The sequence below is a fragment of the Paractinoplanes ovalisporus genome, from assembly GCF_016834655.1.
Taxonomy (GTDB): Bacteria; Actinomycetota; Actinomycetes; order Mycobacteriales; family Micromonosporaceae; genus Actinoplanes; species Actinoplanes ovalisporus.
Genome location: NZ_JAENHP010000019.1, coordinates 17,629 through 38,882, shown reverse-complemented (window position 1 = coordinate 38,882; position 21,254 = coordinate 17,629). Strand labels below are relative to the sequence as shown.

General features: G+C 72.4%; 19 protein-coding genes. 6 read left to right on the top strand and 13 right to left on the bottom strand.

All coding sequences use genetic code 11. The features are described 5' to 3' along the window. Positions 1-2 precede the first annotated feature (2 nt). The gene (locus tag JIG36_RS38190) at positions 3-1,145 is read left to right on the top strand and encodes an ABC transporter substrate-binding protein (RefSeq protein ID WP_203381327.1); all 1,143 of its coding nucleotides are present in this window, start codon (positions 3-5) and stop codon (positions 1,143-1,145) included. A gap of 28 nt (positions 1,146-1,173) precedes the next feature. Here JIG36_RS38190 and JIG36_RS38185 read toward each other — a convergent pair whose 3' ends face one another. From JIG36_RS38185 to JIG36_RS38170, 4 genes are read right to left on the bottom strand one after another with little or no spacing between them, the layout of a single operon-like run. Beyond that, a complete protein-coding gene (locus JIG36_RS38185) occupies positions 1,174-1,962 on the bottom strand; it encodes a hypothetical protein (RefSeq protein ID WP_203381326.1) in 789 nt (262 codons plus the stop codon). Continuing rightward, positions 1,959-2,822, bottom strand: coding sequence for an SCO6745 family protein (locus JIG36_RS38180; protein WP_203381325.1), 864 nt, complete (start codon positions 2,820-2,822; stop codon positions 1,959-1,961). The genes JIG36_RS38185 and JIG36_RS38180 overlap by 4 nt, the downstream gene beginning before the upstream one ends. Positions 2,823-2,835: 13 nt before the next feature. Continuing rightward, on the bottom strand, positions 2,836-3,336 hold the full coding sequence (locus JIG36_RS38175; RefSeq protein WP_203381324.1) for a hypothetical protein: 501 nt from the start codon (positions 3,334-3,336) through the stop codon (positions 2,836-2,838). A gap of 9 nt (positions 3,337-3,345) precedes the next feature. Beyond that, positions 3,346-5,637, bottom strand: a complete 2,292-nt coding sequence (locus JIG36_RS38170) for a putative bifunctional diguanylate cyclase/phosphodiesterase (protein WP_307873074.1) — start codon at positions 5,635-5,637, stop codon at positions 3,346-3,348. Between JIG36_RS38170 and JIG36_RS38165 the strand changes: the two genes are divergently transcribed. Next, positions 5,630-6,121 carry an Hpt domain-containing protein gene (locus JIG36_RS38165; protein ID WP_236049061.1) on the top strand — a complete coding sequence of 164 codons (492 nt, stop codon included), beginning with the start codon at positions 5,630-5,632 and terminating at the stop codon, positions 6,119-6,121. The two genes, JIG36_RS38170 and JIG36_RS38165, sit on opposite strands and share 8 nt — an antisense overlap. On the opposite strand, the gene JIG36_RS38160 is transcribed toward JIG36_RS38165, so the two are convergent. The 4 genes from JIG36_RS38160 to JIG36_RS38145 form a co-directional block, all read right to left on the bottom strand. Further along, positions 6,118-7,281 (bottom strand): response regulator, encoded by a 1,164-nt coding sequence (locus tag JIG36_RS38160; RefSeq protein ID WP_236049060.1) that lies wholly within the window; start codon positions 7,279-7,281, stop codon positions 6,118-6,120. The genes JIG36_RS38165 and JIG36_RS38160 overlap by 4 nt on opposite strands. Before the next feature lie 66 nt (positions 7,282-7,347). Next, positions 7,348-9,357 carry a sensor histidine kinase gene (locus tag JIG36_RS38155; protein ID WP_203381321.1) on the bottom strand — a complete coding sequence of 670 codons (2,010 nt, stop codon included), beginning with the start codon at positions 9,355-9,357 and terminating at the stop codon, positions 7,348-7,350. Between the two features lie 214 nt (positions 9,358-9,571). After that, positions 9,572-9,994, bottom strand: a complete 423-nt coding sequence (locus tag JIG36_RS38150) for a response regulator (RefSeq protein WP_203381320.1) — start codon at positions 9,992-9,994, stop codon at positions 9,572-9,574. 73 nt (positions 9,995-10,067) lie between these two features. Then, on the bottom strand, positions 10,068-10,883 hold the full coding sequence (locus JIG36_RS38145) for an SAM-dependent methyltransferase (RefSeq protein WP_203381319.1): 816 nt from the start codon (positions 10,881-10,883) through the stop codon (positions 10,068-10,070). A gap of 60 nt (positions 10,884-10,943) precedes the next feature. Here JIG36_RS38145 and JIG36_RS38140 point away from each other — a divergent pair, with 60 nt between their 5' ends. Continuing rightward, complete coding sequence (locus JIG36_RS38140) at positions 10,944-12,872, top strand: hybrid sensor histidine kinase/response regulator (protein ID WP_307873073.1); 1,929 nt, start codon at positions 10,944-10,946, stop codon at positions 12,870-12,872. A 57-nt stretch (positions 12,873-12,929) separates the two neighbouring features. Here JIG36_RS38140 and JIG36_RS38135 read toward each other — a convergent pair whose 3' ends face one another. Beyond that, positions 12,930-14,225: an ATP-binding protein gene (locus tag JIG36_RS38135; RefSeq protein ID WP_203381318.1), complete on the bottom strand. Its 1,296-nt coding sequence runs from the start codon at positions 14,223-14,225 to the stop codon at positions 12,930-12,932. Positions 14,226-14,288: 63 nt separating this feature from the next. After that, entirely contained in the window at positions 14,289-15,107 is an 819-nt protein-coding gene (locus JIG36_RS38130) for a hypothetical protein (RefSeq protein WP_236049059.1), read from the bottom strand. 150 nt (positions 15,108-15,257) lie between these two features. On the opposite strand from JIG36_RS38130, the gene JIG36_RS38125 reads away from it, so the two are divergent. Next, a complete protein-coding gene (locus JIG36_RS38125; protein ID WP_203381317.1) occupies positions 15,258-16,754 on the top strand; it encodes a PP2C family protein-serine/threonine phosphatase in 1,497 nt (498 codons plus the stop codon). Between the two features lie 6 nt (positions 16,755-16,760). On the opposite strand, the gene JIG36_RS38120 is transcribed toward JIG36_RS38125, so the two are convergent. Both JIG36_RS38120 and JIG36_RS38115 read right to left on the bottom strand, forming a co-directional pair. Then, positions 16,761-17,147: an ATP-binding protein gene (locus tag JIG36_RS38120; RefSeq protein WP_203381316.1), complete on the bottom strand. Its 387-nt coding sequence runs from the start codon at positions 17,145-17,147 to the stop codon at positions 16,761-16,763. Then, a complete protein-coding gene (locus JIG36_RS38115; RefSeq protein WP_203381315.1) occupies positions 17,144-17,491 on the bottom strand; it encodes an STAS domain-containing protein in 348 nt (115 codons plus the stop codon). The genes JIG36_RS38120 and JIG36_RS38115 overlap by 4 nt, the downstream gene beginning before the upstream one ends. Positions 17,492-17,693: 202 nt before the next feature. Between JIG36_RS38115 and JIG36_RS38110 the strand changes: the two genes are divergently transcribed. Both JIG36_RS38110 and JIG36_RS38105 read left to right on the top strand, forming a co-directional pair. After that, complete coding sequence (locus JIG36_RS38110; RefSeq protein WP_236049058.1) at positions 17,694-18,383, top strand: laminin G domain-containing protein; 690 nt, start codon at positions 17,694-17,696, stop codon at positions 18,381-18,383. Positions 18,384-18,435: 52 nt separating this feature from the next. Further along, positions 18,436-19,917, top strand: coding sequence for a serine/threonine-protein kinase (locus tag JIG36_RS38105; protein ID WP_203381313.1), 1,482 nt, complete (start codon positions 18,436-18,438; stop codon positions 19,915-19,917). A 176-nt stretch (positions 19,918-20,093) separates the two neighbouring features. Here JIG36_RS38105 and JIG36_RS38100 read toward each other — a convergent pair whose 3' ends face one another. Further along, positions 20,094-21,104, bottom strand: coding sequence for a LacI family DNA-binding transcriptional regulator (locus JIG36_RS38100; RefSeq protein ID WP_203381312.1), 1,011 nt, complete (start codon positions 21,102-21,104; stop codon positions 20,094-20,096). Between the last annotated feature and the right edge of the window lie 150 nt (positions 21,105-21,254).

Sequence of the window (21,254 nt, the reverse complement as noted above, 5' to 3'; positions counted from 1 at the left end):
TAATGCGTCGAATCCGGATATTTAGCGCTATCGCCGCCGCAACTCTCGTCCTGACCGGCTGCGGCACGGCCGACCAGGACTCCGCCACCCCTGCCCCCGGCGGCAGCGGCGGCGCCCTGACCCCGGTCAAGCTCCAGCTCCAGTGGTTCTTCCAGGCCCAGTTCGCCGGCTACATCGCGGCCGTCGACCAGGGCTTCTACAAGGACCAGGGTCTCGACGTGCAGCTGCTCGAGGGCGGCGTCGACATCGTCCCGCAGACCGTCCTCGCGCAGGGCAAGGCCGACTACGCGGTGGCCTGGGTGCCCAAGGCCCTGGCGTCCCGCGAGCAGGGCGCCGGCATCACCGACGTCGGCCAGATCTTCGGCCGCTCCGGCACCTACCAGGTGGCCTGGAAGGACAGCGGCATCACCAAGGCGGCCGACCTCAAGGGCAAGAAGGTCGGCAACTGGGGCTTCGGCAACGAGTTCGAACTGTTCGCCGGCATGACCAAGGCCGGGCTCGACCCGGGCAAGGACGTCACGCTGGTGCAGCAGCAGTTCGACATGCAGGCGCTGCTCAAGAAGGAGATCGACGCCGCCCAGGCGATGAGCTACAACGAGTACGCCCAGCTGCTCGAGGCCAAGAACCCGGCCACCGGCAAGCTCTACACGGCCGACGACTTCTCGATCATCGACTGGAAGACCGAGGGCTCCTCGATGCTCCAGGACGCGGTCTGGGCCAACACCGAGAAGCTCAGCGACCCGGCCTATCAGCAGCAGACCGTCAAGTTCCTCACGGCCACGATCCAGGGCTGGGCGTTCTGCCGCGACAACGCCGAGAAATGCCGCGACCTGGTGGTGGCCAAGGGATCCAAGCTCGGCAAGAGCCACCAGCTGTGGCAGATGAACGAGACCAGCAAGCTGATCTGGCCGGCCCCGGCCGGGATCGGCGTGGTCGACGAGGCGGCCTGGAAGCAGACCGTGGACATCTCGATGACCACCAAGAACCAGACCGGCGACTCGGTGCTCACGAAGGCGCCCGAGGGCATGGCCTACACCAACGACTACATCAACCAGGCGATCACCGCGGCCAAGGCGGCCGGGGTGGACGTCAACGGCACGTCGTTCGCACCGACCGAGGTCACCCTGACCGAGGGCGGGGCCTGATCTCCCGGTCGCCCGGGTGGTTCCCTTCTCAGAGAGGAACCATCCGGGCGGCCAGCGCGACCGCCATCAGGTCGCCGCCGCGCAGCTTGCCCGCCGCCCCGAACGCACCGAGGCTCTCCAGCCGCTGGGCGGTGGCCTCGATCAGCTGCTCGTCGCCGCTGAGCAGCCGACGGGCGACGCGGGCCTGGGTGGGGGTGAGCTCGGCGTAGGCGCACTGGTCGAGCGCGGTGATCGTCGCCGCGTCCAGCGTGCCGGCCAGGGCCCGCTCCGAGACGATCGTGATCAGCCAGTCCGGCCACCACGCGTACTTGCCGACGATCAGGCCGGCCTGGACCGCGACCTCGGGACTCTGCCCGGCCCGCATCAGGCGGGTGGCCAGCGTCATGTCGAAACGCTCCAGCCGCAACGCGGTCACGAACGCCTGCAGGATCGGCGCCGTGCCGATGAACTGCTCGGCCTCGGCCGCGCCCTCGGCGAAACGGCCCCGCAGCACATGACAGAGCGCGTACGTCTCGGCGATGCCGGAATCGTCGGCGGCGCGCTGGTCGAGCCGCTCCACGGTCGCCTCGAGCCGGTCGACCGCGCGGCCGGCCCGTTCCGAGAGCTCGCCGCTGGCCGGCTTGTTGAGGTGCCGCACCACCACATCGGCAGCCAGCTCGGCCTCACGCCGCAGCAGCCGGGACGAGATCTTCGGAATGATCGCGTCGCTCAGGTTCTCGGCGACCGAGGCGGCGTCGAACCGGTCGGAGACGTCGAGGAACTTCTCCCACCACGCCGCCGCGTGCCCCGGCCGCACATTGATCACATCGGCACTCATGACTTTTCTCCTCCCGTCAGCGAGTTCGGGTTCAGCATTCCGGCCTTGACCAGGGCCCGGCTCAACGGCCGGGTCAGCTCGGCCAGCCGCACGCAGGCGTCTTCCCCGATGGCGTCGTAGGCCGGCTCGGCCAGCCGGTCGGTGGTCGCCTCGAGCCCGGCCCGCAGCGCCCGGCCGGCGTCGGTGAGCGCGCCCTCGGCGTCGAGCAGACCGCGCTCGCGCAGACCCTCGGCCGCGGCCGCCCACGCGTCCCGCCGCCAGCCGCGGCTGACCCGCAGGAACCTCTCGTCGGCCTCGCCCGAGGCGACGTGCAGCACCAGCGCCTCGATCCCGCCGACGCCCGCGGCCAGCAGCGCGGCCACATGCCCGTCGCCGCGGAACTCGCGCAGCAGCGTCTGGGCGTGCCAGAGCACCAGGTGCGGCGCCTCGGGCCAGGGCAGTTCGGCGTGCGCGGCGAACAGCGGGCGGCCCTGCGGCCAGGCTGTCGCCGCCTCGGCCGCGCGCCGGGCCAGTGCGGCCGCCTCGGCCACCTCGGGTGAGGCGAGCACGTCGGCGCCGAGCCCGCGGACCAGGGCGGCGTCCACGGCGGACAGCCGGGCCTCGGTCATCGCGGCCGGCGACGTGCTGTCCCAGACCGACGGCAGCGCGCGGGCGACCACGTCGGGGTTGAAGTTGTAGAAGGTGGCGGCCACGACACCGGGACCGCACTCGCCGAACGCCGCACCCCGGGACGCGAAGTAGCCGTCCATCGGGCCGACACCGAGCTCGGCGTAGCGGGCCGGGGCCTCCGGCGCGAAATAGATCATGGCGTGGATCGGCTCGGTCACGCGCCAGGCCCGCCGTTGCGGGGACTCGCTCACAGTGAACCTCTCCTCAGTTCCATGGCAGTTCCTCCGGCTCGGCCGCCTCGATCGGCGCTTCCGAATGCCGGGGTGGCGGACGGTCGGCGACGGTGTGCCACGTGCCGGCCTTGCGGGCCGCCGCGCGGGTGACCATGTGTACGGGCAGCGGAGGCGGGGTGAACGGGCCGGCGCCCCACCGCACCCAGATCGCTATCCGGCCGGCCGCCGCCTCGGCGAGCAGCTTGTCGACCGTGCGCGGCCGGTCGAGCCGGTCGATCTCGATCGCGATCGGCTGGGCGTCCGGACGGGCGCAGGCGATGTCCAGCACCGAGTGACCGCGCAACGGCGGCGGCAGCGGGAAGACGCTCGGCGCCCGCCGATAGACCCGCCAGCCCTGCTTCTCGCCCCACTCGGCGATCGCGTCGAGGATCCTGGTGGTCGCCTGGTCGTTGCTCAACTCGGCGAAATGCACCGCCTCCAGCCAGTCCGCCAGGGACTGCGCCGTCCGGGTGCCGTCGTCCGCTGTCTCCATCGCCAAACCCTAAGCCCACGCCGGGTCACCCCCGACCTTGACGGGTTCGAGGCGGCCGGCGAACAGCTCGGTCATCTGCACCGCGGGCATCGGGCGGGCCAGGTGGTAGCCCTGGCCCAGCGTGTAGCCGAGGCGGAGCAGCCGGTCGGCCTGTTCCTGGCTCTCGATGCCCTCGGCCACGGTGTCCAGGCCGAGCGCGCCGGCCAGCTGGACGACCGCGTGCGCCACGGCCTGCCGGGCGTCGGCGGCCGGGGTGCCCGGCTCGTCGAGCTCGATGCCGTCCACGAACGACTTGTCCAGCTTGATGATCGAGGCCGGGAACGAGCGCAGCAGGCTCAGCGACGACTCGCCGGTGCCGAAGTCGTCGAGCGCCAGCCGGACGCCCATCTCGTGCAGCTCGTGCAGGGTGCGCGAGACCTGCTTGCCGCGCAGCACGGCCGACTCGGTCAGCTCGAGGACCAGGCGGTCGGCGGGCAGGCCGGTCTCGGCCAGAGCCGCCCGCACGTCGCTGACGAAGTCGGGGTCGTGCAGCTGACGCACCGACACGTTGGGCGCGATCTTCTGCATCGCGTCCGGGCCGAACGCGGCCAGCCACGCCGCCGCCTGCCGGCACGCCTCGCGCAGCACGAACCGGCCCAGCGGCACGATCAGGCCGGTCGCCTCGGCGGCCGGGATGAACTCGCTCGGCGGGACCAGGCCACGGGTCGGGTGCTGCCAGCGCACCAGGGCCTCGACACCGATCACGCGGCCCTCGTCGAGCGCGATGATCGGCTGGTAGTGCACCCGGAACTCGCCGGCGTCGAGGGCCCGGCGCAGCTCGCCACCGATCCGGGCGTGCGCGAGCACGGGCTGCTCCATGCCCTCGTGGTAACGCACCCGGTTGCCCTTGCCGCGCTGCTTGGCGGCGTACATGGCGATGTCGGCGTGCCGCATCAGCTGGTCCAGGGCGATGCCGGGCGTCGCGGCGGCGATGCCGACACTGCAGTGGGTGAGCAGCTGGTGGCTGCCGATCGGCTGGGCCAGGGCGGCCAGCACCCGGTCGGCCACGGTCTCGCCGTCGGCCCCGCCGCCGGTCAGCAGCACGGCGAACTCGTCGCCGCCGAGGCGGGCGGTGAGCCCGTCCGGGGCGGACGCGACGCGCAGCGCCTCGGCCACGGCGACCAGCAGTTCGTCGCCGACGTCGTGACCGAGCGAGTCGTTCACGGTCTTGAAGTCGTCGAGGTCGACCAGCAGCACGGTCGCGTCGCCGGCGTCGACCGCGTCGGCCAGCCGCTCGCGGAACAGGCTGCGGTTGGCCAGGCCGGTCAGGGCGTCGTGGGTGACCTCGTGACGCAGGCGGTCCTCGGTGAGCCGCTTCTCGTTCATCAGCCGGCGGTTGTCGCGCATGGCGATGAGCTGCCGCAGCGCGATGAGCGCGGTGAGCGCCACGACAGCGACGATGACCACCCGGTCGGGCCAGGACATGGTGCCGTCGAGCAAACCGATCATGGCCAGGTCGATGGCGATCACCGACAGGTAGGGCAGCCACACGTTGGCCCGGCGCGCCGAGCCGCCGTCCGAACTCCACTGCCGGTGCACGGCGATGATGCAGAGGACGAAGGCGGCCGGCATGACGACGGACTGGGCCAGCAGCGCGCCCTCGTCGCCGTAGAAGGCCAGCAGGGACACCCCGGCGGCGACGATGGCGGCCCCGGCGATGAGCCGCAGCGCCACCCGGTCGACCGGGCCGCCACGGATGTAGGAGACCTTGACGACCGCGCCCAGCCCGAGCAGGAAGGTCAGGCCGATCAGGACGACCGACTGGACCGTCCAGCCGTGCTGGTCGGTGATCAGGGGCGCGAGGCCGAAGCCCCACATCAGGGCGCCGCCGCCGACGAAGGCGATCGCGCGGTCCACGAGCTGCTTGCGACGGGCATCCGGGCTGGTGACACCGAGCGGCACGCGTCCCACCGCCCACATCGCGACGACCAGTCCGATACCGGCGGGCACGGCGGTGCCCAGTGACATGGTGGGCAGCTGCGGGGAACTGATGAAAGCCTGCACCGCCAGCCACAGGTAGCCCGAGGTGAAGATGGCGATCGCGACCAGCAGCAGCCGCCAGAAGCGGCGGGCGTCACCTTCGAGCCGGCCGTGGCGCAGCAGCGCGACGACCGAGGAGACGGCGGCCGCCCCGCCGACGGGCATGAACAGGTAGGCGACAGCGTCCGGACCCGGGCGGGTCAGGAACCACAGCGCACCGGTCACGGTGAGGGCAAGGGCAGCCAGGACGAACCTCAGAGGTACGTTCCGCGAGTTGGCCACCCCGGAAGAATCGGCAGCGCCGGGCGGCGGCGTAGGACTATTCACCGACTCTCCGTTCGGGTGTTCGGGTGTTCGGGCCCCGGCCGGGGACACGGCGACGCAGGATATGCGCATGGAACGCACCCGCGAGGACGAGGTTCGTGATCGTATGGCCGATATCGCCGGCGACGATCCGGGACCGGCCGAGCGGGCGCTGATCGGCCGGTTGATCCGTTCGTTCCTGGACAAGACACCACGCGGCGTCGACCAGCTCGCCGTGCTGTTGCGCGGCGGCGACCCGGACATGCTGCGCGAACACGCGCACGCGATGAAGGGTTCGGCGTCGAACATCGGCGCCGCGAGTCTGGCCCGGGTGTTCGCCGAGATCGAGCAGTCCGCCCGCGAGGGGGTCGTGCCCGATCCCGACGTGATGCTCGGCCGCGTCGCCTGCGAGCAGGCGCTGGTCCACCCCGTCCTGGAAAAGATCGCGGCCGAGAACGCCTAGAACCGGCGTGCTCCGGGCACGGCCAGCACGGGCTCGATGATCTCGATCATCCGGGCGAAGTTGGTCAGCCGGTCGAGCAGCAGGTCGGTGACGACCATGCCCCGGCCGATCAGCACCAGGCCGTTGGCGGCCACGATGTCCTCGGCGACGCGCATGCCCACCTCGAGGTCGACCACGCGCAGCCCGCGGACCTTCTCCTTGACCTGCACGCAGCCCTTGACCTGGCGCAGCGCCGCCAGCACGAGCAGGGCGCTGTGGTCACGGCACTCGAGCACGGTGATCGCGCTCTCCACCTCGAGGCCGCGGCTCTCCAGCGTCTCGAAGTCGATGGCCGTGCGGACCACCGCGATCGCGGCCTCGACCAGCGGGCTCGGGTGCGGCGGCGGGTTCAGGCTGAGCCCGCGGACGATCTCGATCACGTCCTCGAGCATCGGGATGGTCTTGAGCAGCTGCACGGCGACGCCCGGCATGGCGTCGACCATCGCCTGCTCCTCGTCGGTGCAGGGCAGGCCCTTGTCGAGTTTGACCAGCACGCTCGGCGGCAGGGTGACCGCGCCGAGCTGGGACGCCATCGCGGCGACCTCGATCTCCCAGAGCGAGTCGAGCTGCATCTCGTGGCAGAGCTCGGAGACGAGCGTACGGATGCGGCCGGCCCGGGCGAAGGCGAGCGGGCTGGCCAGCTCGAGACAGCCGAACAGGGCGTGGAGGCTGGCCTTGAGGGTCTTGTCGAGCAGCTGCCGGTCGGCGGTCGAACGGCCGTGCATCTCGACCGCGCTCTGCACGGTGGTGCGCAGCTCGTCGGTGGTGACCGGCTTGGACAGGTAGCGGTAGACACCACCGTCGTTGATGGCCGCGATGGCCGCGCTCAGATCGCTCTGCGCGGTGTGCAGCACCCGGGTGGTGTCCGGGTATTCGAGCTGCACCCGGCGCAGCAGCTCGACGCCGTCCATCTCGGGCATGCGCAGGTCGCTGATGACGGCCGCCACCGGCCCGGACGAGGCGAGCAGGCGCAGCGCCTCGGCCCCGCTCCCGGCCACGAGCACCTTGTGGTCGCGCCGGAGCTGCAACGACAGCGTCTCGAGGATCGCGGACTCGTCGTCCACGAGCAGCACGGTCGGCCGAGTGGCCGCACCCGGCGCCGGCGCCAGCACGTTCGTCATTTGTCCCCCGCAGAACCGTGATCGGTCGTCCCTGTACCCGGTTAATCGGACGATTGACGAAGACGGCTAAGCGTTTTGGCCGCCGGACGCGATCGGCAACCGGATGAGTACCGTCGTGCCGTGCGGCGGGTGGCCGCTGAGGCGGATGGTGCCGCCGTGCAGGTTGACGATGGTGCGGGCCAGGCTCAGACCCAGCCCCTTGCCGGCGATGCCCTGGTGACGCACGTTGCTGGCGCGGTAGAAGCGGTCGAAGACCCGGTCGCGCTCCTCGGCCGGCGTGCCGATGCCGTCGTCGGCCACGGTCAGCTCGGCCATGCCGGCCCGCTCGGTCAGCACGACCTCGACGTCGCCACCGCGGGGGCTGTATTTGATCGCGTTGGCCAGCAGGTCGTCGACGACCTGACGCAGCCGCCGCGCGTCGCCGTGCAGCGGCAGCGGCTCGTCCCGCTGGTGCCGGAGGCGCACGCCGTTGGTCACGGCGTGCGGGGCGGCGGCGGCCAGCGCGGCCGCGACGATCTCGGCCAGGTCGACCGGCTCGGGCCGCAGAGCGACGTGGCCGGAGTCGAGGCCGGCCAGGTCGAGCAGGGTGTCGACCACGGCCCGCAAGCTGGTGGCGTTGCGGTGCACGGCGTCCACCATCGCCCGGCTCTCCTCGTCGAGCCCGGACTTCTCGTCGCCGAGCATCGACGCGCTGGCCACGATCGAGGTGAGCGGCGTCCGCATCTCGTGGCTGACCAGCGCGATGAAGTCGTCCTTGGCGCGGGACAGCTGCCGGGCCAGCGCCTCGGCCCGCCGCAGCGCGACGTAGACGCCGATCCGGGCCGCCACCCCGTCGAGCAGCAGCGCGAGCAGGTCCTCGTGCGGTTCGGGGGCGTCGCCGTAACAGGTGAGCACGCCGAGCACGGTGTCGGCGTCGCGCACCGGCACGGCCAGGACCGTCCGCAGACCGGCGCGCAGGCACGCGGCGGCGCGCTGCCGCTCCAGCGGGGTGCGCAGGCTGGACGAGTCGGCGATGTCGGGCACCCAGAGCGCCTTGCCGCTGGCCCAGACCCGGCCGGTGATGCCGGCCCCCTTGATCGGCGCGAACGTCAACACCTCTTCCAGGCCCCGGTCGGGCGCGCACCAGCGGCCGCCGACGGTCAGCTCGCCGGTGTCCTCGTCGGCCAGCCACAGCTCGGCCGCGGGCCAGCCGAGGGTGGTGCCGAGCGCGGCCAGCACCCCCGGGGCGGCCGCCTGGGCCGATTCGGCGTGGCGCAGCGCCTCCTCGACGGCCCGGTGGCAGTCCCGGAATCGCTCGGCCCGGCGCAGCGCGGTGATGTCACGGGCGACCGCCACCGCGCCCAGGTGCCGGCCGTCGTCGTCCAGGATCGGTTGCGCGGTCGCCGCGATGATCCGTTCCCGGCGTCCGGCCACCCGCACCACCAGGTCGGTGTCGACCCGTTCGCCCCGCAGGGCCCGCTGGATCGGCGACTCCCGCCACGGCACGACCCGGCCCTGGGCGTCGAAGAGGGCGCCGGTCGCCCGGGTGGGATAGAGCCTGGGGGCGGCGTCGGCGGGCAGGCCGATCATTTCGCGGACGGGCCGGTTGACCACGGCGATGTCACCGTCGGCGTCGCTGGCGAGCACCCCGACCGGCATGTTGTCGATCAGGGCGGCCAGGAACGAGGTGCTCGCGCCGGGCCGGGCCAGGGCGGTCAGTTCGGTCAGGATGCGGGCGTTCTCGCCGCTCCACCGGCGGGCGGCGGAGTCGAGCACGGCCAGCGCGCCGACCGGCAGCCCGGCGCCGTCGAGCACCGGCACGGCGAGGAACGAGGGCGGCGCCTCCCGCTGCACGGCCTGACCGGCCGAGACGGCCCACCGGGCGATGTCGGCGTCGGGCGGGCCCTGGCCGCCGGCGAGCAGGACGCCCTCGCGGTCGACCAGGGTGAGCTGGGCCTCGGGCGTCTCGAGCAGGCGGGCGGCCAGACGGGCGAGGTCGTCCGGGGCGAGCGGGAGGGCGGGGAGGGCGTGTTTCGCGGTGCGGACCGCGCCGAGGCGGTCCGGGTCGGCCAGGACAGCCTCATCGACGACGACCATGGGTAGCCCGATCCCCCGCGCGGCCCGCCCGCGGTTGCGGGCTTGCGCTATTTATACCCTAGGTCCGCTTTTATATGCCTGATGACAACTTTCTTCGGACCGAGTCGGGCCGGCAGGGTGGGACAGGGCAGGACAGGCACTCTGATCAGGGCCGGACAGGCGCCCCGGCCAGGGCCGGACAGGCGCTCTGGTCAGAGCAGGACGGGCGCTCTGGTCAGGCCGAGACGGGCCAGCGGGCCGGGCAGGCGCTGTCCGCGCCCTGGTGCCCGTGCGGTCCCAGCTCGGCCAGTTCGTTGACGACCTCGCGGAGCTTGTCGTTCGGGCACGGCTTGAGCAGCACGACACAGACGCCGGCGGTGACCGGCTCGCCGTCGCCGGGGTGCAGGTGGCCGCTGAGCATGATGATCGGGGTGTCCCGCAGATCGGCGTGCTCGCGGATCGCCCGGGTCAGCTCGAGGCCGTCCATCCGGGGCATCCCGAGGTCGGTCAGCAGCACATCGGGCCGGTTGGCCACCGCCAGCTCGAACGCCCGCTCGCCGTCCGGCGCGTGCATCACCGTGTAACCGGCGCGCTTGAGCAGCCGGGTCAGGATCAGGGCGATGTCTTCGTCGTCCTCGGCGATGAGTACTACCGGCATCTTCGCTCCGCAGTTTCGGGGGCATGTACCCCCAGCATGCGCGCACAAAGTCCGGGATGTGCAGATTTCAGGGTTATGGCTTGCGAGCCACCCCGACGAGGAAAGCCGCCTCGGCGATATCGCTCTCGCACTGCCGCCCGGGCGCCGAGCACCATTCGCCGAAGGTCATCAGCCCCGGTTCGAGCAGCGGCCAGTCGCCGAAGAGCTCCAAGGTCTCGGCCGCGTCCCGAGCCGCCATGGGTGCGGTGGTGTTGTTGTAGATCCGCCGCACCTGCTCGACCCGCGGCGAGGCGCCCTTGCGGCAGGCGTGGGTCAGCACCAGCAGGCTGCCCCGGGGCAGAGCGTCGCGATAGACGGCCAGGGCCTCGTGGAGCCGCCCGGTGTCGGGGATGAAGTGCGCGACGGCGACCAGCATCAGGCACACCGGGCGGCCGAGGTCGATCATTTCCCGTACGGGCGGCGAACCGAGCACCTCGTACGCGTCCAGCAGGTCGCCGTAGAGCACGTCGGCCGCCGGATCGTGGGCCAGTTGGAGCCGCCCGTGCACGAACGCGACGGGCTCGATGTCGACGCCGATCACCCGGGCGGCCGGGCGCAACCGCCGTACGACGTCATAGGTGTTGCCCGCGGACGGGATGCCGCAGCCCAGGTCGAGATACTGGTCGATGCCGGCCGCGTCGGCCAGCCGCACCGCCTCGCGCAGGAACTGCCGGTTGAGCCGCAGGATGGCGGGCAGCTCGGGCATCACGGCCTGGGCGGCGGCCGCGGCCTGCCGGTCGGCGGCGAAGTTGTGCCGGCCGCCGAGCAGGAAGTTGTAGATGCGGGCAACGCTGGGACGCTGCGGGTCCACCTCGGGCAGAACCGCCGCCTGCTCCCCCAGCACGCTCACGGGGTCAGCCTAGGCAAAGTGGTACGACCAACCCGCGTAAATCGTTAACGTGGTCCGCATATGGGCGGAACGTACGGATCGACTCGGCAGGCCGGACCGGCGCAGATGATCGACGCGGCGGTGCGATCGGCGCATGACGCGATCTGGACGGTCGGCGCCGACTTCACCGTCAGCTCGTGGAACCCGGCGGCCGAGGCGTTGCTCGGCTGGCCGGCCGCCGAGATCATCGGACGCAGCGCCGACCTGATCGTCCCGCCCGACCGTCGCGGCGACCAGCGCGAGATGCTGACCCTGCTCGCCGCGGGCGCCCGGCTGGAACGCTTCCGCACCCAGCGCCGCCACCGCGACGGCCGCTGGATCCTGGTCACGCTGGCGATGTCGCCGCTGCGCGAGGACGGCCAGTTGCTCGGCTTCACCGTGATCGCCCGCGCCGTCGGGCCCCGCGAACGCCTCGAGTCGAGCCTGCAGGCCCTGCTCGAGGCCGCACCCGACGCGTTCATCGGGGTCGGCGACGACGGCCGGATCGTGCTGTCCAACACCCAGGCCGAGCAGCTGTTCGGGCAGACCCGCTCCGGTCTGATCGGCCGCGCGATCGGCGACCTGCTCTCCCCGCCGCTGCCCGAGTCACCGCCGCCCGGGCCCGATCCCGAGGCGGAGCCGACGCTCGCGCACCGGATGGACGGCACCACGGTTCCGGTCGAGGTGTCGATGAGCCTGCTGCCCACCGACGAGGGCCGGCTGCGCTGCGCGGTGATCAGGGACATCACCGAACGCGTACGGGCCCAGGACCGCCTGCGCCAGCTGCAGGCCGAGGCCGAGCGGGCCCGGATGGAGGCCCAGCTGCAGCGCACCCAGCGGCTGGAGGGCCTGGGGCAGCTGGCCGGCGGGGTGGCCCACGACTTCAACAACCTGATCGCGGTGATCGCCAACTACGCGACCTTCATCGAGGAGTCGGCCACCGAGTCGGGGCTGACCGAGATCGCCGGCGACGCGGGCCAGATCACCCGGGCCGCCCAGCGCGGCGCCGACCTCACCCACCAGCTGCTCGCGTTCGCCCGGCGTGAAGTGGTGCGTCCACGGCCGCTGGACATCAACGACGTGGTCACCGACATCGAGGAGATGCTGCGCCGCTCGATCGGCGAGCACATCGCTCTGTCCGTACGGGTGTCGCCGGATCTGCCCGCCGTGACCGCCGACCCCGGTCAGCTCGACCAGGTGCTGGTCAACCTGGCGGTCAACGCCCGGGACGCGATGCCGCGCGGCGGCGAACTGACCATCGAGACCGAGGCGATCGAGGTCGACCTCGACTATGCGGCCGGGCGGCCGAACCTGCGCACCGGCCGCTACGTGCGGCTGCGGGTCAGCGACACCGGCACCGGGATGCCGCCCGAGGTGATCGAGCGGGCGTTCGAGCCGTTCTACACGACCAAACCGGCCGGGGAGGGCACCGGGCTCGGCCTGGCCACGGTGTACGGGATCGTGACCGCGGCCGGCGGTGACCTGAACATCTATTCCGAGCAGGGCATGGGCACGACGTTCACGATCCTGCTGCCCACCACCGACGCCGCCCCGGCCGCCGTGGCCGACGAGCAGTCCGAGGCCGCGCCCGGCCACGCCCGCCGCGCCACGGTCCTGGCCGTGGAGGACGAGGAGGCGCTGCGCGGCGTGCTGCACCGCATTCTGCTCGGCGCCGGTCACGAGGTGCTGATCGCCGCCGACGGCCCGTCCGCGCTGGCCCTGGCCGAGGCGCACGAGGGCGCGATCGACCTGCTGCTGACCGACGTGGTCATGCCCCAGATGCTGGGCCGCGACCTGGCCGGCCACTTCGCGGCGCTGCGCCCGGGCGCGAAGGTGCTGTTCATGTCCGGCTACGCCCGTCCGGTGCTGGCCTCGCAGGGCACGCTGGCGCCCGGGGTCACCCTGGTCGAGAAGCCGTTCAGCAAGAACCAGCTGCTCACCGCCATCCAGAAGGTGCTGGACGAGGGTTAGCGCCCGTATCGCAGCCGAGGCGGGACCGCGGCCAGGCTCTGGTCGCGCCCGGTGGGGTCAGTTGCAGCGGTGCTCGCCCGCGGTCAGGAACGCGTCGAGCATCCGGGTCAGGCCGTTCATCGACTGCTCGGGCAGCACCTCGGCCGCGGCCCGCCGGAACTCGTCGTCGCCGAGGGCGGCCCGCAGCCGGCTGAGCTCGGCCAGTTCGAGCGGCGACCCGGGTGAGCCGAGCGCCAGCTCGGTGGCCAGGGCCCGGCAGTGCAGCGCGACCGCCGCCGGCAACCGCCCGGTGAGCGTGCAGACCAGGCCCAGCCGGTGCAGGCCGGAGGCCATGGCGGCCCGGTTGCCGCGCTCGGCGTCGGCCGCCAGGGACTGTCGCAACTCCCGCTCGAGCTCGGCCGGGTCGTCGCCGTCGCCCTCGCCGGCCAGCAGGCCGAGCCGGTCCCAGCCGGCCGGACCGGCCCGCCGGCCCAGTCGTTCGTCGATGGCCAGGGCCCGGCGCTGATGGCCGGAGGCCTCGTCGGGGTCGCCCAGCCGATGTGCCGTCTCGCCCGCCCGGCGCGCGTCGTAGCGCAGCTCCAGCAGGTCACGCATCAGCACGTCGTCGACGGTGGCGGTGATCGCCTCGGCCAGCGGGCCGCCGCGGTGGATCCACTCGGCCGGCTCCCGGATCCCGTTCTCGGCCAGCACGCCTTCCAGTCGCTCGGCGACCTCGGCGAAACCGGTGGCGCCGTGGCACAGCAGCGTGTCGAGGTATTCCAGTGCCCGCGGGTGGCCGGCGCAGCAGGCCCAGGCCCGGGTCTGCTGCTCGGCCGGGAGCCGGGCCAGGCCGGGCAGGGCGGCCATGAGCCGGCGGGCGTCGGCCGGGAGCAGTGGGCCCAGGCGCAGCTCGGCCAGGCGCCGGTGGGCCCGGCCGGGCAGGGCGAACGGGTAGCGGCTAGTGATCACCAGTCGGCGCGGGCCCGGCTCGCGGATCCAGGCGGCCAGGAATCCGGCCAGCCCGGCGTCGACCGGCTCGCCCCGGCCGCCCCCGCCGGGGATCGGCACCGTGGCGAGGTCGTCGACGACCAGGGTGATCGTTTCGGTGACGGCCTGCGGATCACCGAGAGCGATCATCAGGTCGTCCGCGGTGGCCGTGCCCGGCAGCCGCACAGTGCGGCCGCCGAGCTGATCGGCGGCCAGGCGGCGCAGCAGCTCGGCGACCAGGCGGGTCTTGCCGATGCCCTCGACGCCGTGGATGACGAACCCGGCGCGGCAGGCGGCGCCGAGCAGCTCCCGCAGCTCGGCGCGGCGTCCCACGAACTCGGCCATGCGACGGCTCCCGTCGGGCGCGGCCCCGGGCGAGCCACGCACCTACCGACGGTAAGACCCCGATGCACGTGAGTCCATAACCCAGCGTGCCCTGTTCGCGCGGAATCAGCGCTCGGCGCGCTCTTCCTCCTCGGATTCCACGGCGTCCTCTTCGCTGTGCCGCTGCGCGGGAACCGCGTCCTCGGCGTCGGCGCCGTGCCGGCCGCCGGTCTCGGGCTTGCCGGCGTCGGGGTCGACCTCGCCCTGGACCTGCGGCTGGTCGACCCAGAGGGCGCGCAGCTGGCCCTGCATGAAGGTGGTCAGGCGGGAGCGGTATTCCCGGTCGAACTGCTCGAGCGCCTCGATCTGCTGCTGGAGGGCCTCACGCTTGGCGCCGAGGCTGCCCACGACGTCGTCGTAGCGCTGGCGGGCCTGCAGGTTGAGGTGGTCGGCGTTGGCCTGGGCGTCCTCGCCCACGGTCTCGGCCTGCGTGCGGGCGTCGTTGACGATCTTCTCGGCGGTGCGGCGGGCCTCTTCGGTGCGCGCGTGCGAGTCGCGGGCGATCTGCTCGGCGGCGGCCCGCGCGTCGGTCAGGATCTTCTCGGCCTCGCGGCGGACGTTGTGGGCGTGCACCTGGGCGTCGCGGGCGACCTGCTCGGCGGCGGCCAGAGCGTCCGTACGGATCTTGTCGGCCTGGTGGTGGGCCCGGGCCACGTGCTCCTCGGCCGTACGCTGTGCGAGCGTCAGCACCTGCAGGGCCTGGTTGCCGGGCTGAGCGCCCCCGGGGGCGGCGGAGACGGGCTGGGCCGCCTGCTGCTGAGCGGCCTGCTGCTGGGGCTGCTGACCCTGCGGCGGCGCGACGAGGGCATGCTCCGAGGTCTGGCTGTCCGCTGATGTCCCATTGAGCAGCACTTTGACACGATCCTTCATGCGGTTGTCGGACATGGATAGACCTCCGTTTTTGCGAGCCCGGGGATACGCCCACTCGCACGGGGCTGGCGTGATCCGCGGGATGCTACCAAGCTCAACAGGGGATTAGCGAGGGGCTGCGGTGCGTCACCGCGACGCCGTTCCCGGCCCCACTACGCTGAGCGCATGGCCGACGCTGACGTCGCCCGCGTCGTACGGGAAATGTTGTCCGTCATTCCGGCGGGCTGCTCGTGGCTGCTGCCCGTGACCAGCGAAGACGGCACGGTGACGGACTTCCTTGTGGCGGCGGCGGGCGGAACGGCCGACGACATCTACCACCGTGGCGCCCGCCGGATCGACGAGCTTCTCAGCGAGCTCTACCCGAGCATCGTCGGCGGTGAGCTCTGGCAGATCTACCTCGAGGTCCTGCGCACCGGCGAGCCGGGGAAGATCGCCGATTTCCGGTACGACGAGAAGAAGTCCGGCGTCGTCGCACATTCACTCTTCGACGTGACCGTCCACCGGGTGCTCGGCGGCCTGCTGGTCTGGTGGCAGCGGCTCGACGAGGACCGCCGGCGCGCCCACAACACCGAACTGCTGGGCAGCCTCGGATGGTCGGAGTACGACCTGACCACGGGCGCCACCGAGTGGTCACCCGGCATGTACCGGATCTTCGAGCGCGACCCCGCGCTGGGTCCGCTGTCGCGCACCGAGCAGGCGACGGCGATGCTCAGCGAGGACCGTGGCCTGAGCGAGACGGCCTGGCAGACGCTGGACAGCGGCGCCGCGTCCGACGTGACCGTCCGCTTCCGGGTCGGCTCGGCCGTGAAGCATCTGCGCGTTCTCTCCGACCTGGTCAGCGACGCCACCGGCCAGCCCCTGAAGATCAACGCGGTGGTGCAGGACGTGACGGCCCGGGAAGATTCCCGTACGGCCATCGACCGTCTCCGTGACCAGCTGCGCAGCCGTGAGATGACCGCGCTGGCCGAGCACCGCCTGGCCGCCCAGCTCCAGCACATGATCCAGCCGGTGCCGCGCGAGCCGCTGCCGCTGCCCGGGCTGAGCGTGCTGGTCAACTATCTACCGGCCGAGAACACGATCCAGGTCGGCGGCGACTGGTACCACGCCGAGGAGCTGGCCGACGGCCGGGTGATGCTGGCGGTGGGCGACGTGGCCGGGCACGGTCTGGGCGCGGCGAACGGGATGGCGCACCTGAGGTTCGCGCTCATCGCGTGGCTGTCGATCGGCGTGCACGACCCCGCGGTGCTGCTCGGCCATCTCAACCGCCTGTGCGGCAAGCTGCGCCTGACCGGCACGGCCGTGCTGGGCGTCTTCGACCCGGTGTCGCGCTCGCTGGTGTGGGGCCGGGCCGGTCACGCGGCGCCGCTGCTGGCCCGCGACGGCCGGGCCGAGCCACTGCCCCTGACCGAGGGCATGCTGCTGGGCGCCGACGAGCGGGCCACCTATTCGACCCTGAGCCCGCAGCTGGCCCGGGGTGACCTGCTGCTGCTCTACACCGACGGCCTGGTCGAGCGGCGCAGCGGGCCACCGCTGCTGCCCGAGGTGCTCGACCGGCTGGCGTCGGCCTCGCACGACCCGGCCGAGATGGCGGCGCTGGTCGTCCGCCTGACCCGGCCGAGCCCCGGCGACGACACGTGCACACTGCTGGTGGCCGTCGACTGACGGGGTTCAGCTCGCTTTGAGGTTGAGCTCGAGGCGGACGCGGGTGCCGTCTCCGGCCGTCTCGACGCCCACCTCGTCGCAGATGCTCTCGACGATCGCCAGGCCGCGCCCGCGCAGCGCGTCGGCGGCCGGCATCGTCCGGCCCAGCGTGCGGATCGGCCCGCCGTCGATCACGTCGCAGATCACGCGGCCGTCCGAGGCCCACAGACGCACGACGCCGCCGCCCGCGGTGTGCTGCAGCGTGTTCGTGGCCAGCTCGCTGACGGCCAGGGTGAGCAGTTCGGCGCGTTCCTCGGGCAGGCCCAGGCCGGTCGAACGGTCCCGGACGAACGCACGCACCTTGGCCAGGTCGCCCGGTTCCGCGTACGAGGTCTCGAAGCTCCGGGCGTTCATCCGTCGGCTCGTGCCTGCTCCGGCGGCGCCGGGACGTCTTGGGGGCCCAGCAGTTCGGCCACGCCGGTGATGTCGAGGACGGAGGCGACGGCGCCGGTCGCGTTGACCACGGTGACCCGGCCGCCCCGGGCCCGGGCCGCGTGGTGGGCGACGATCAGCGCGTGGACGCCGCTCGAGTCGAGGAACTCGACGGCCCCGAGGTCGACCACGACCACCGGGGACGACCCGAGCGCGTCGGCCAGGACGGTGTGCAGCTGGTCGCGGACCGCGAGGTCGCAGTCGCCGGCCAGGGTCACGCGCACGTGACCGGCATGCTCGTCCGTTTTCGCCTCGAAGCGCCCCACCGCTGCCTCGACTCCTCCCCTGCGCGACCGGTCACATCATGACATCCGCATACGCGGTTCCCAACGATGTCCGGCGACCGAGCGAATCCGCACCACGCCTGTACAGGCACGATCCGGCCTGCGTAGGATCAAAACGTCATATCTGGAAATAAAACGCTATTGGGGATGAGCCATGAAGAAGCGACGTTTTTGGGTTGTCTCCATGGCCACCTTGGGCCTGCTGGCCACCAGCGGGGGCGCGGCCACCGCCTCACCGGACTACGAGCTGGCCTACTGGACCATGAACGAGCCGCCCGGCTCCCGCACCATGCGCGACGTCACCGGGCACGGCTTCGACGGCCGCATCGGGCGTGACGTCGCGGTCGGCCTCCGGTCCGGCGACCGCATCGCGTACGGCTTCGAACGGCTGGAGCCGGACACCCCGCCCACCAGGCCCGGCCACGTGGTGATCGTCCCCGACGACGACCGGCTCGACCCCGGCGACCGCGACTACGCCATCGGCATGCGGCTGCGCACCCGCGACCACTTCGGCAACATCGTCCAGAAGGGACAGGCCACCGTCCCGGGCGGCAGCTTCAAACTCCAGATCCCCAACGGACGGGTGCAGTGCTGGTTCCGCGGCTCCCGCACGTCGCTGCTCGTGACCGCCCCCAAGCCGATCAACGACGGGCAGTGGCACACCGTCCGCTGTGAGCGCACCCGCGACGGCGTGACCCTGATCGTCGACCAGCGCGTGGTCGCTTCCCGCGCCGGCTGGACCGGAACGATCGCGAACTCGTGGCCCATCTCGATCGGCGGCAAGACGAACTGCGACCAGGTCGATGTGGGCTGCGACTACTTCGCCGGAGACATCGACTACATCGCCGTGGACGTAGACGACCCCGGCTGGTAACACCAGGTAACAGGTGTTGACACCCGTCACGATCCGGGCGAATGTTCTGCGGGTGAGCGAAGAGTGGCCGAATGCGGGAACCCTGCTGGCGGCGCGTTACCGCCTGGTCACGCTCCTCGAAACCGGTGGCATGTCGACGATCTGGCGCGCCGACGACGAACTCCTGGCCCGGCCGGTGGCGGTCAAGCTGCCCCTGGGCGCCCAGGTCGTCTGGCGCGAGGCCCGCATGGCGGCCAAGCTCTCCCACCCCAACATCGCGGCCGTCCACGACTACCGTGAGGCGGTCCGTCCGGACGGGACGGTCGCGCCCTTCGTGGTGATGGAGTTGCTGGCCGGCGAGAGTGTGGCGGCCCGGCTCGAACGCGAGGCGATCGAACTGCCCGAAGCCGCCCGCATCGGGGCCGCGGTGGCCGACGCGCTGGCCGCGGCCCACGCCAACGGCGTCGTACACCGAGACATCAAGCCCGGCAACGTCATGCTCACCCCCAACGGCATCAAGATCCTCGACTTCGGCATCAGCGCGACCGCCGGCGAGCCGGACGACGACGACACCGGCTCGACGTTCGGCACCCCCGCCTACGTCGCCCCGGAACGCCTCGACGGCATGCCGGCCGAACCCGCGACCGACGTGTACGGGCTGGGTGTGCTGCTGTTCGAGATGGTGACGGGCGACCCGCCCTACCCGGTGGACACGTGGGAGGAACTGGCCGCGGCCCGGGCCACCGGCCCCCGCGAGCTGCCCGCCCAGCTGCCGCCCCGGTTCCGCGACATCGTCGGGCGCTGCCTGGCCGAACTGCCCGAGGAACGCCCCGGCGCCGACGAGATCCGCTTCGACCTGACCGCACTGTGGCTCAAGGACGACTCCACGGCTCCCGCCCCCGCCAACCGCCCGAGCGGCGCCCACCCGATGAACGGCACGGGCGCCCACCAGGGAACCGCACCGCTCCGCCCGACGGGCGCCCGTTCCACTACTCCCGACCTCCCGTCCCGCGCGGGCGGACGCGCCTACACCCCCGGCCGGGCGGCGGCCGCGACGGTCGCGCTGACTCCCTCGCCGACCCGGCGCTGGGTGCTCGGCGCCGCGGTGGTGGCCCTGATCGCCGCGGCCGGTGGCGCACTGGTCGCCATCAACTGGCCCCGCGAGGGCGACGAGACCGCCGCCCCCGAGCCCCCGCCGCCCGCGGTCATAGTCTCGCCGTCGGCCGCGCCCCTGCGCACTCCCGTCAGCCCCCGGACAACCACGCCGTCGTCGTTCTCCCCCACCCCGAAGCCGGCCCCCACGCTCGACTTCGACGACGCGGTGAGCCGCTTCCGCAGCGCGGTCGAGGGCGCCGACATCCGCTCCGACGTGCAGACCGACCTGCTCAACCTGCTGCAGCCCCTGAACAACCCGGACGCCGACAACATCGACAGCCGGATCGACGCCCTGCGCCGCAAAGTCAACGACCGCGCCGGTGAGGGCAGCCTGTCGTCGTCCCAGGCATCCCAGCTGCGCTCCCGCTTGGCCGACTTGGACCGAGCCGCCGGCATGTGACCCGGCCCGCCACAACCCACCGCCGAGCCGCCACGCCAAGACACGCCCAACACGCCCAACACAGGGGCCCGCCCTCCACCGGGGGTCCCCCGCCACCAGCAATTATCCCAGGATCGGCCGATCTAGGGAGCCCCACCATGGCCGTGCTGTGGACAGTCCAGAATTGTGGATAACTCTCAGGCCGAACCGCGGATCACCAGGCTTGTCGGGAGCACGATCTCGCTGTCGCCGATCTCGTCGCCGTCGATCTTGGCGAGCAGCAGGCGCACCATCTCGCGGCCCATCTCGGCGATGGGCTGGTCGACGCTGGTCAGCGGCGGATCGGTGTGCCGGGCGATCACCGAGTCGTCGAAGCCGATCACGGCGACGTCGTCGGGGACGCGGCGCCCGTGCTGGCGCAGCACCTGCAGCGCACCCGCGGCCATCATGTCGGAGGCGGCGAAGACGGCGTCGAGGTCGGGGTACTGCTCGATCAGCCGCCACATGGCCGCCGCGCCCGACTCCTCGCTGAAGTCGCCGAACGCGACCGGACCGTCGCCGACCACGTCGCGGTAGCCCTCGAGGCGGGCGATGCCGGCCGCCATGTCGAGCGGCCCGGTGATCGCGGCGATGCGGCGGCGCCCCTGCGACCACAGGTAGGAGACGGCCTCGCGCGCGCCGGCCCGGTTGTCCGCGTCGACGTAGGTGCCCCTTTCCGCGTACGTGGGACGCCCGGCCCGGACGGTGGCGACTCCCCGCTCCTCGAGCACCGCCGGCAGCGGGTCGTCCCCGTGCAGCGAGAGCAGGAGCGCGCCGTCGACGTGCTGACGGGTCAGGTAGCCCTCCAACCGGCGGCGCTCCTCCGGCGCCTGCGCGATCATGAGGACCATCTGGAGGTTGCGGGCCACGAGCACCGAGGAGATCGACTGCACGATGCGCCCGAAGAACGGCTCGGCGAAGAACCGCTCGCCCGACTCGAAGATCACCAGGGCGATCGAGTCGGTCCGCTGGGTGACCAGGGTGCGGGCGGCCCGGTTGGGCACGTAGCCGAGCTCCTGGATGGCGTCTTCGACGGCCTGCCGCGCCCGCGGGCTGACCTGGGCCGAGCCGTTCACCACCCGGGACACGGTGCCCCGACCGACGCCGGCACGCACGGCGACCTCTTCGAGGGTCGGTCGCCCGCTGGCCCGATTCCGCTCCGTAGTCATCCCATGCCACCTCCCCAGCGCGATCGGAGGACGCGCCCGACACAAGGTACCTGCCCGGCGCTCCTCAGAACATGATCAGGTGGACTGCGGGCGCGGGCCGCCGCCGGCTCCGGCACCACCGGGGGTCACGGAGAGCGTCCGGCCACGCTC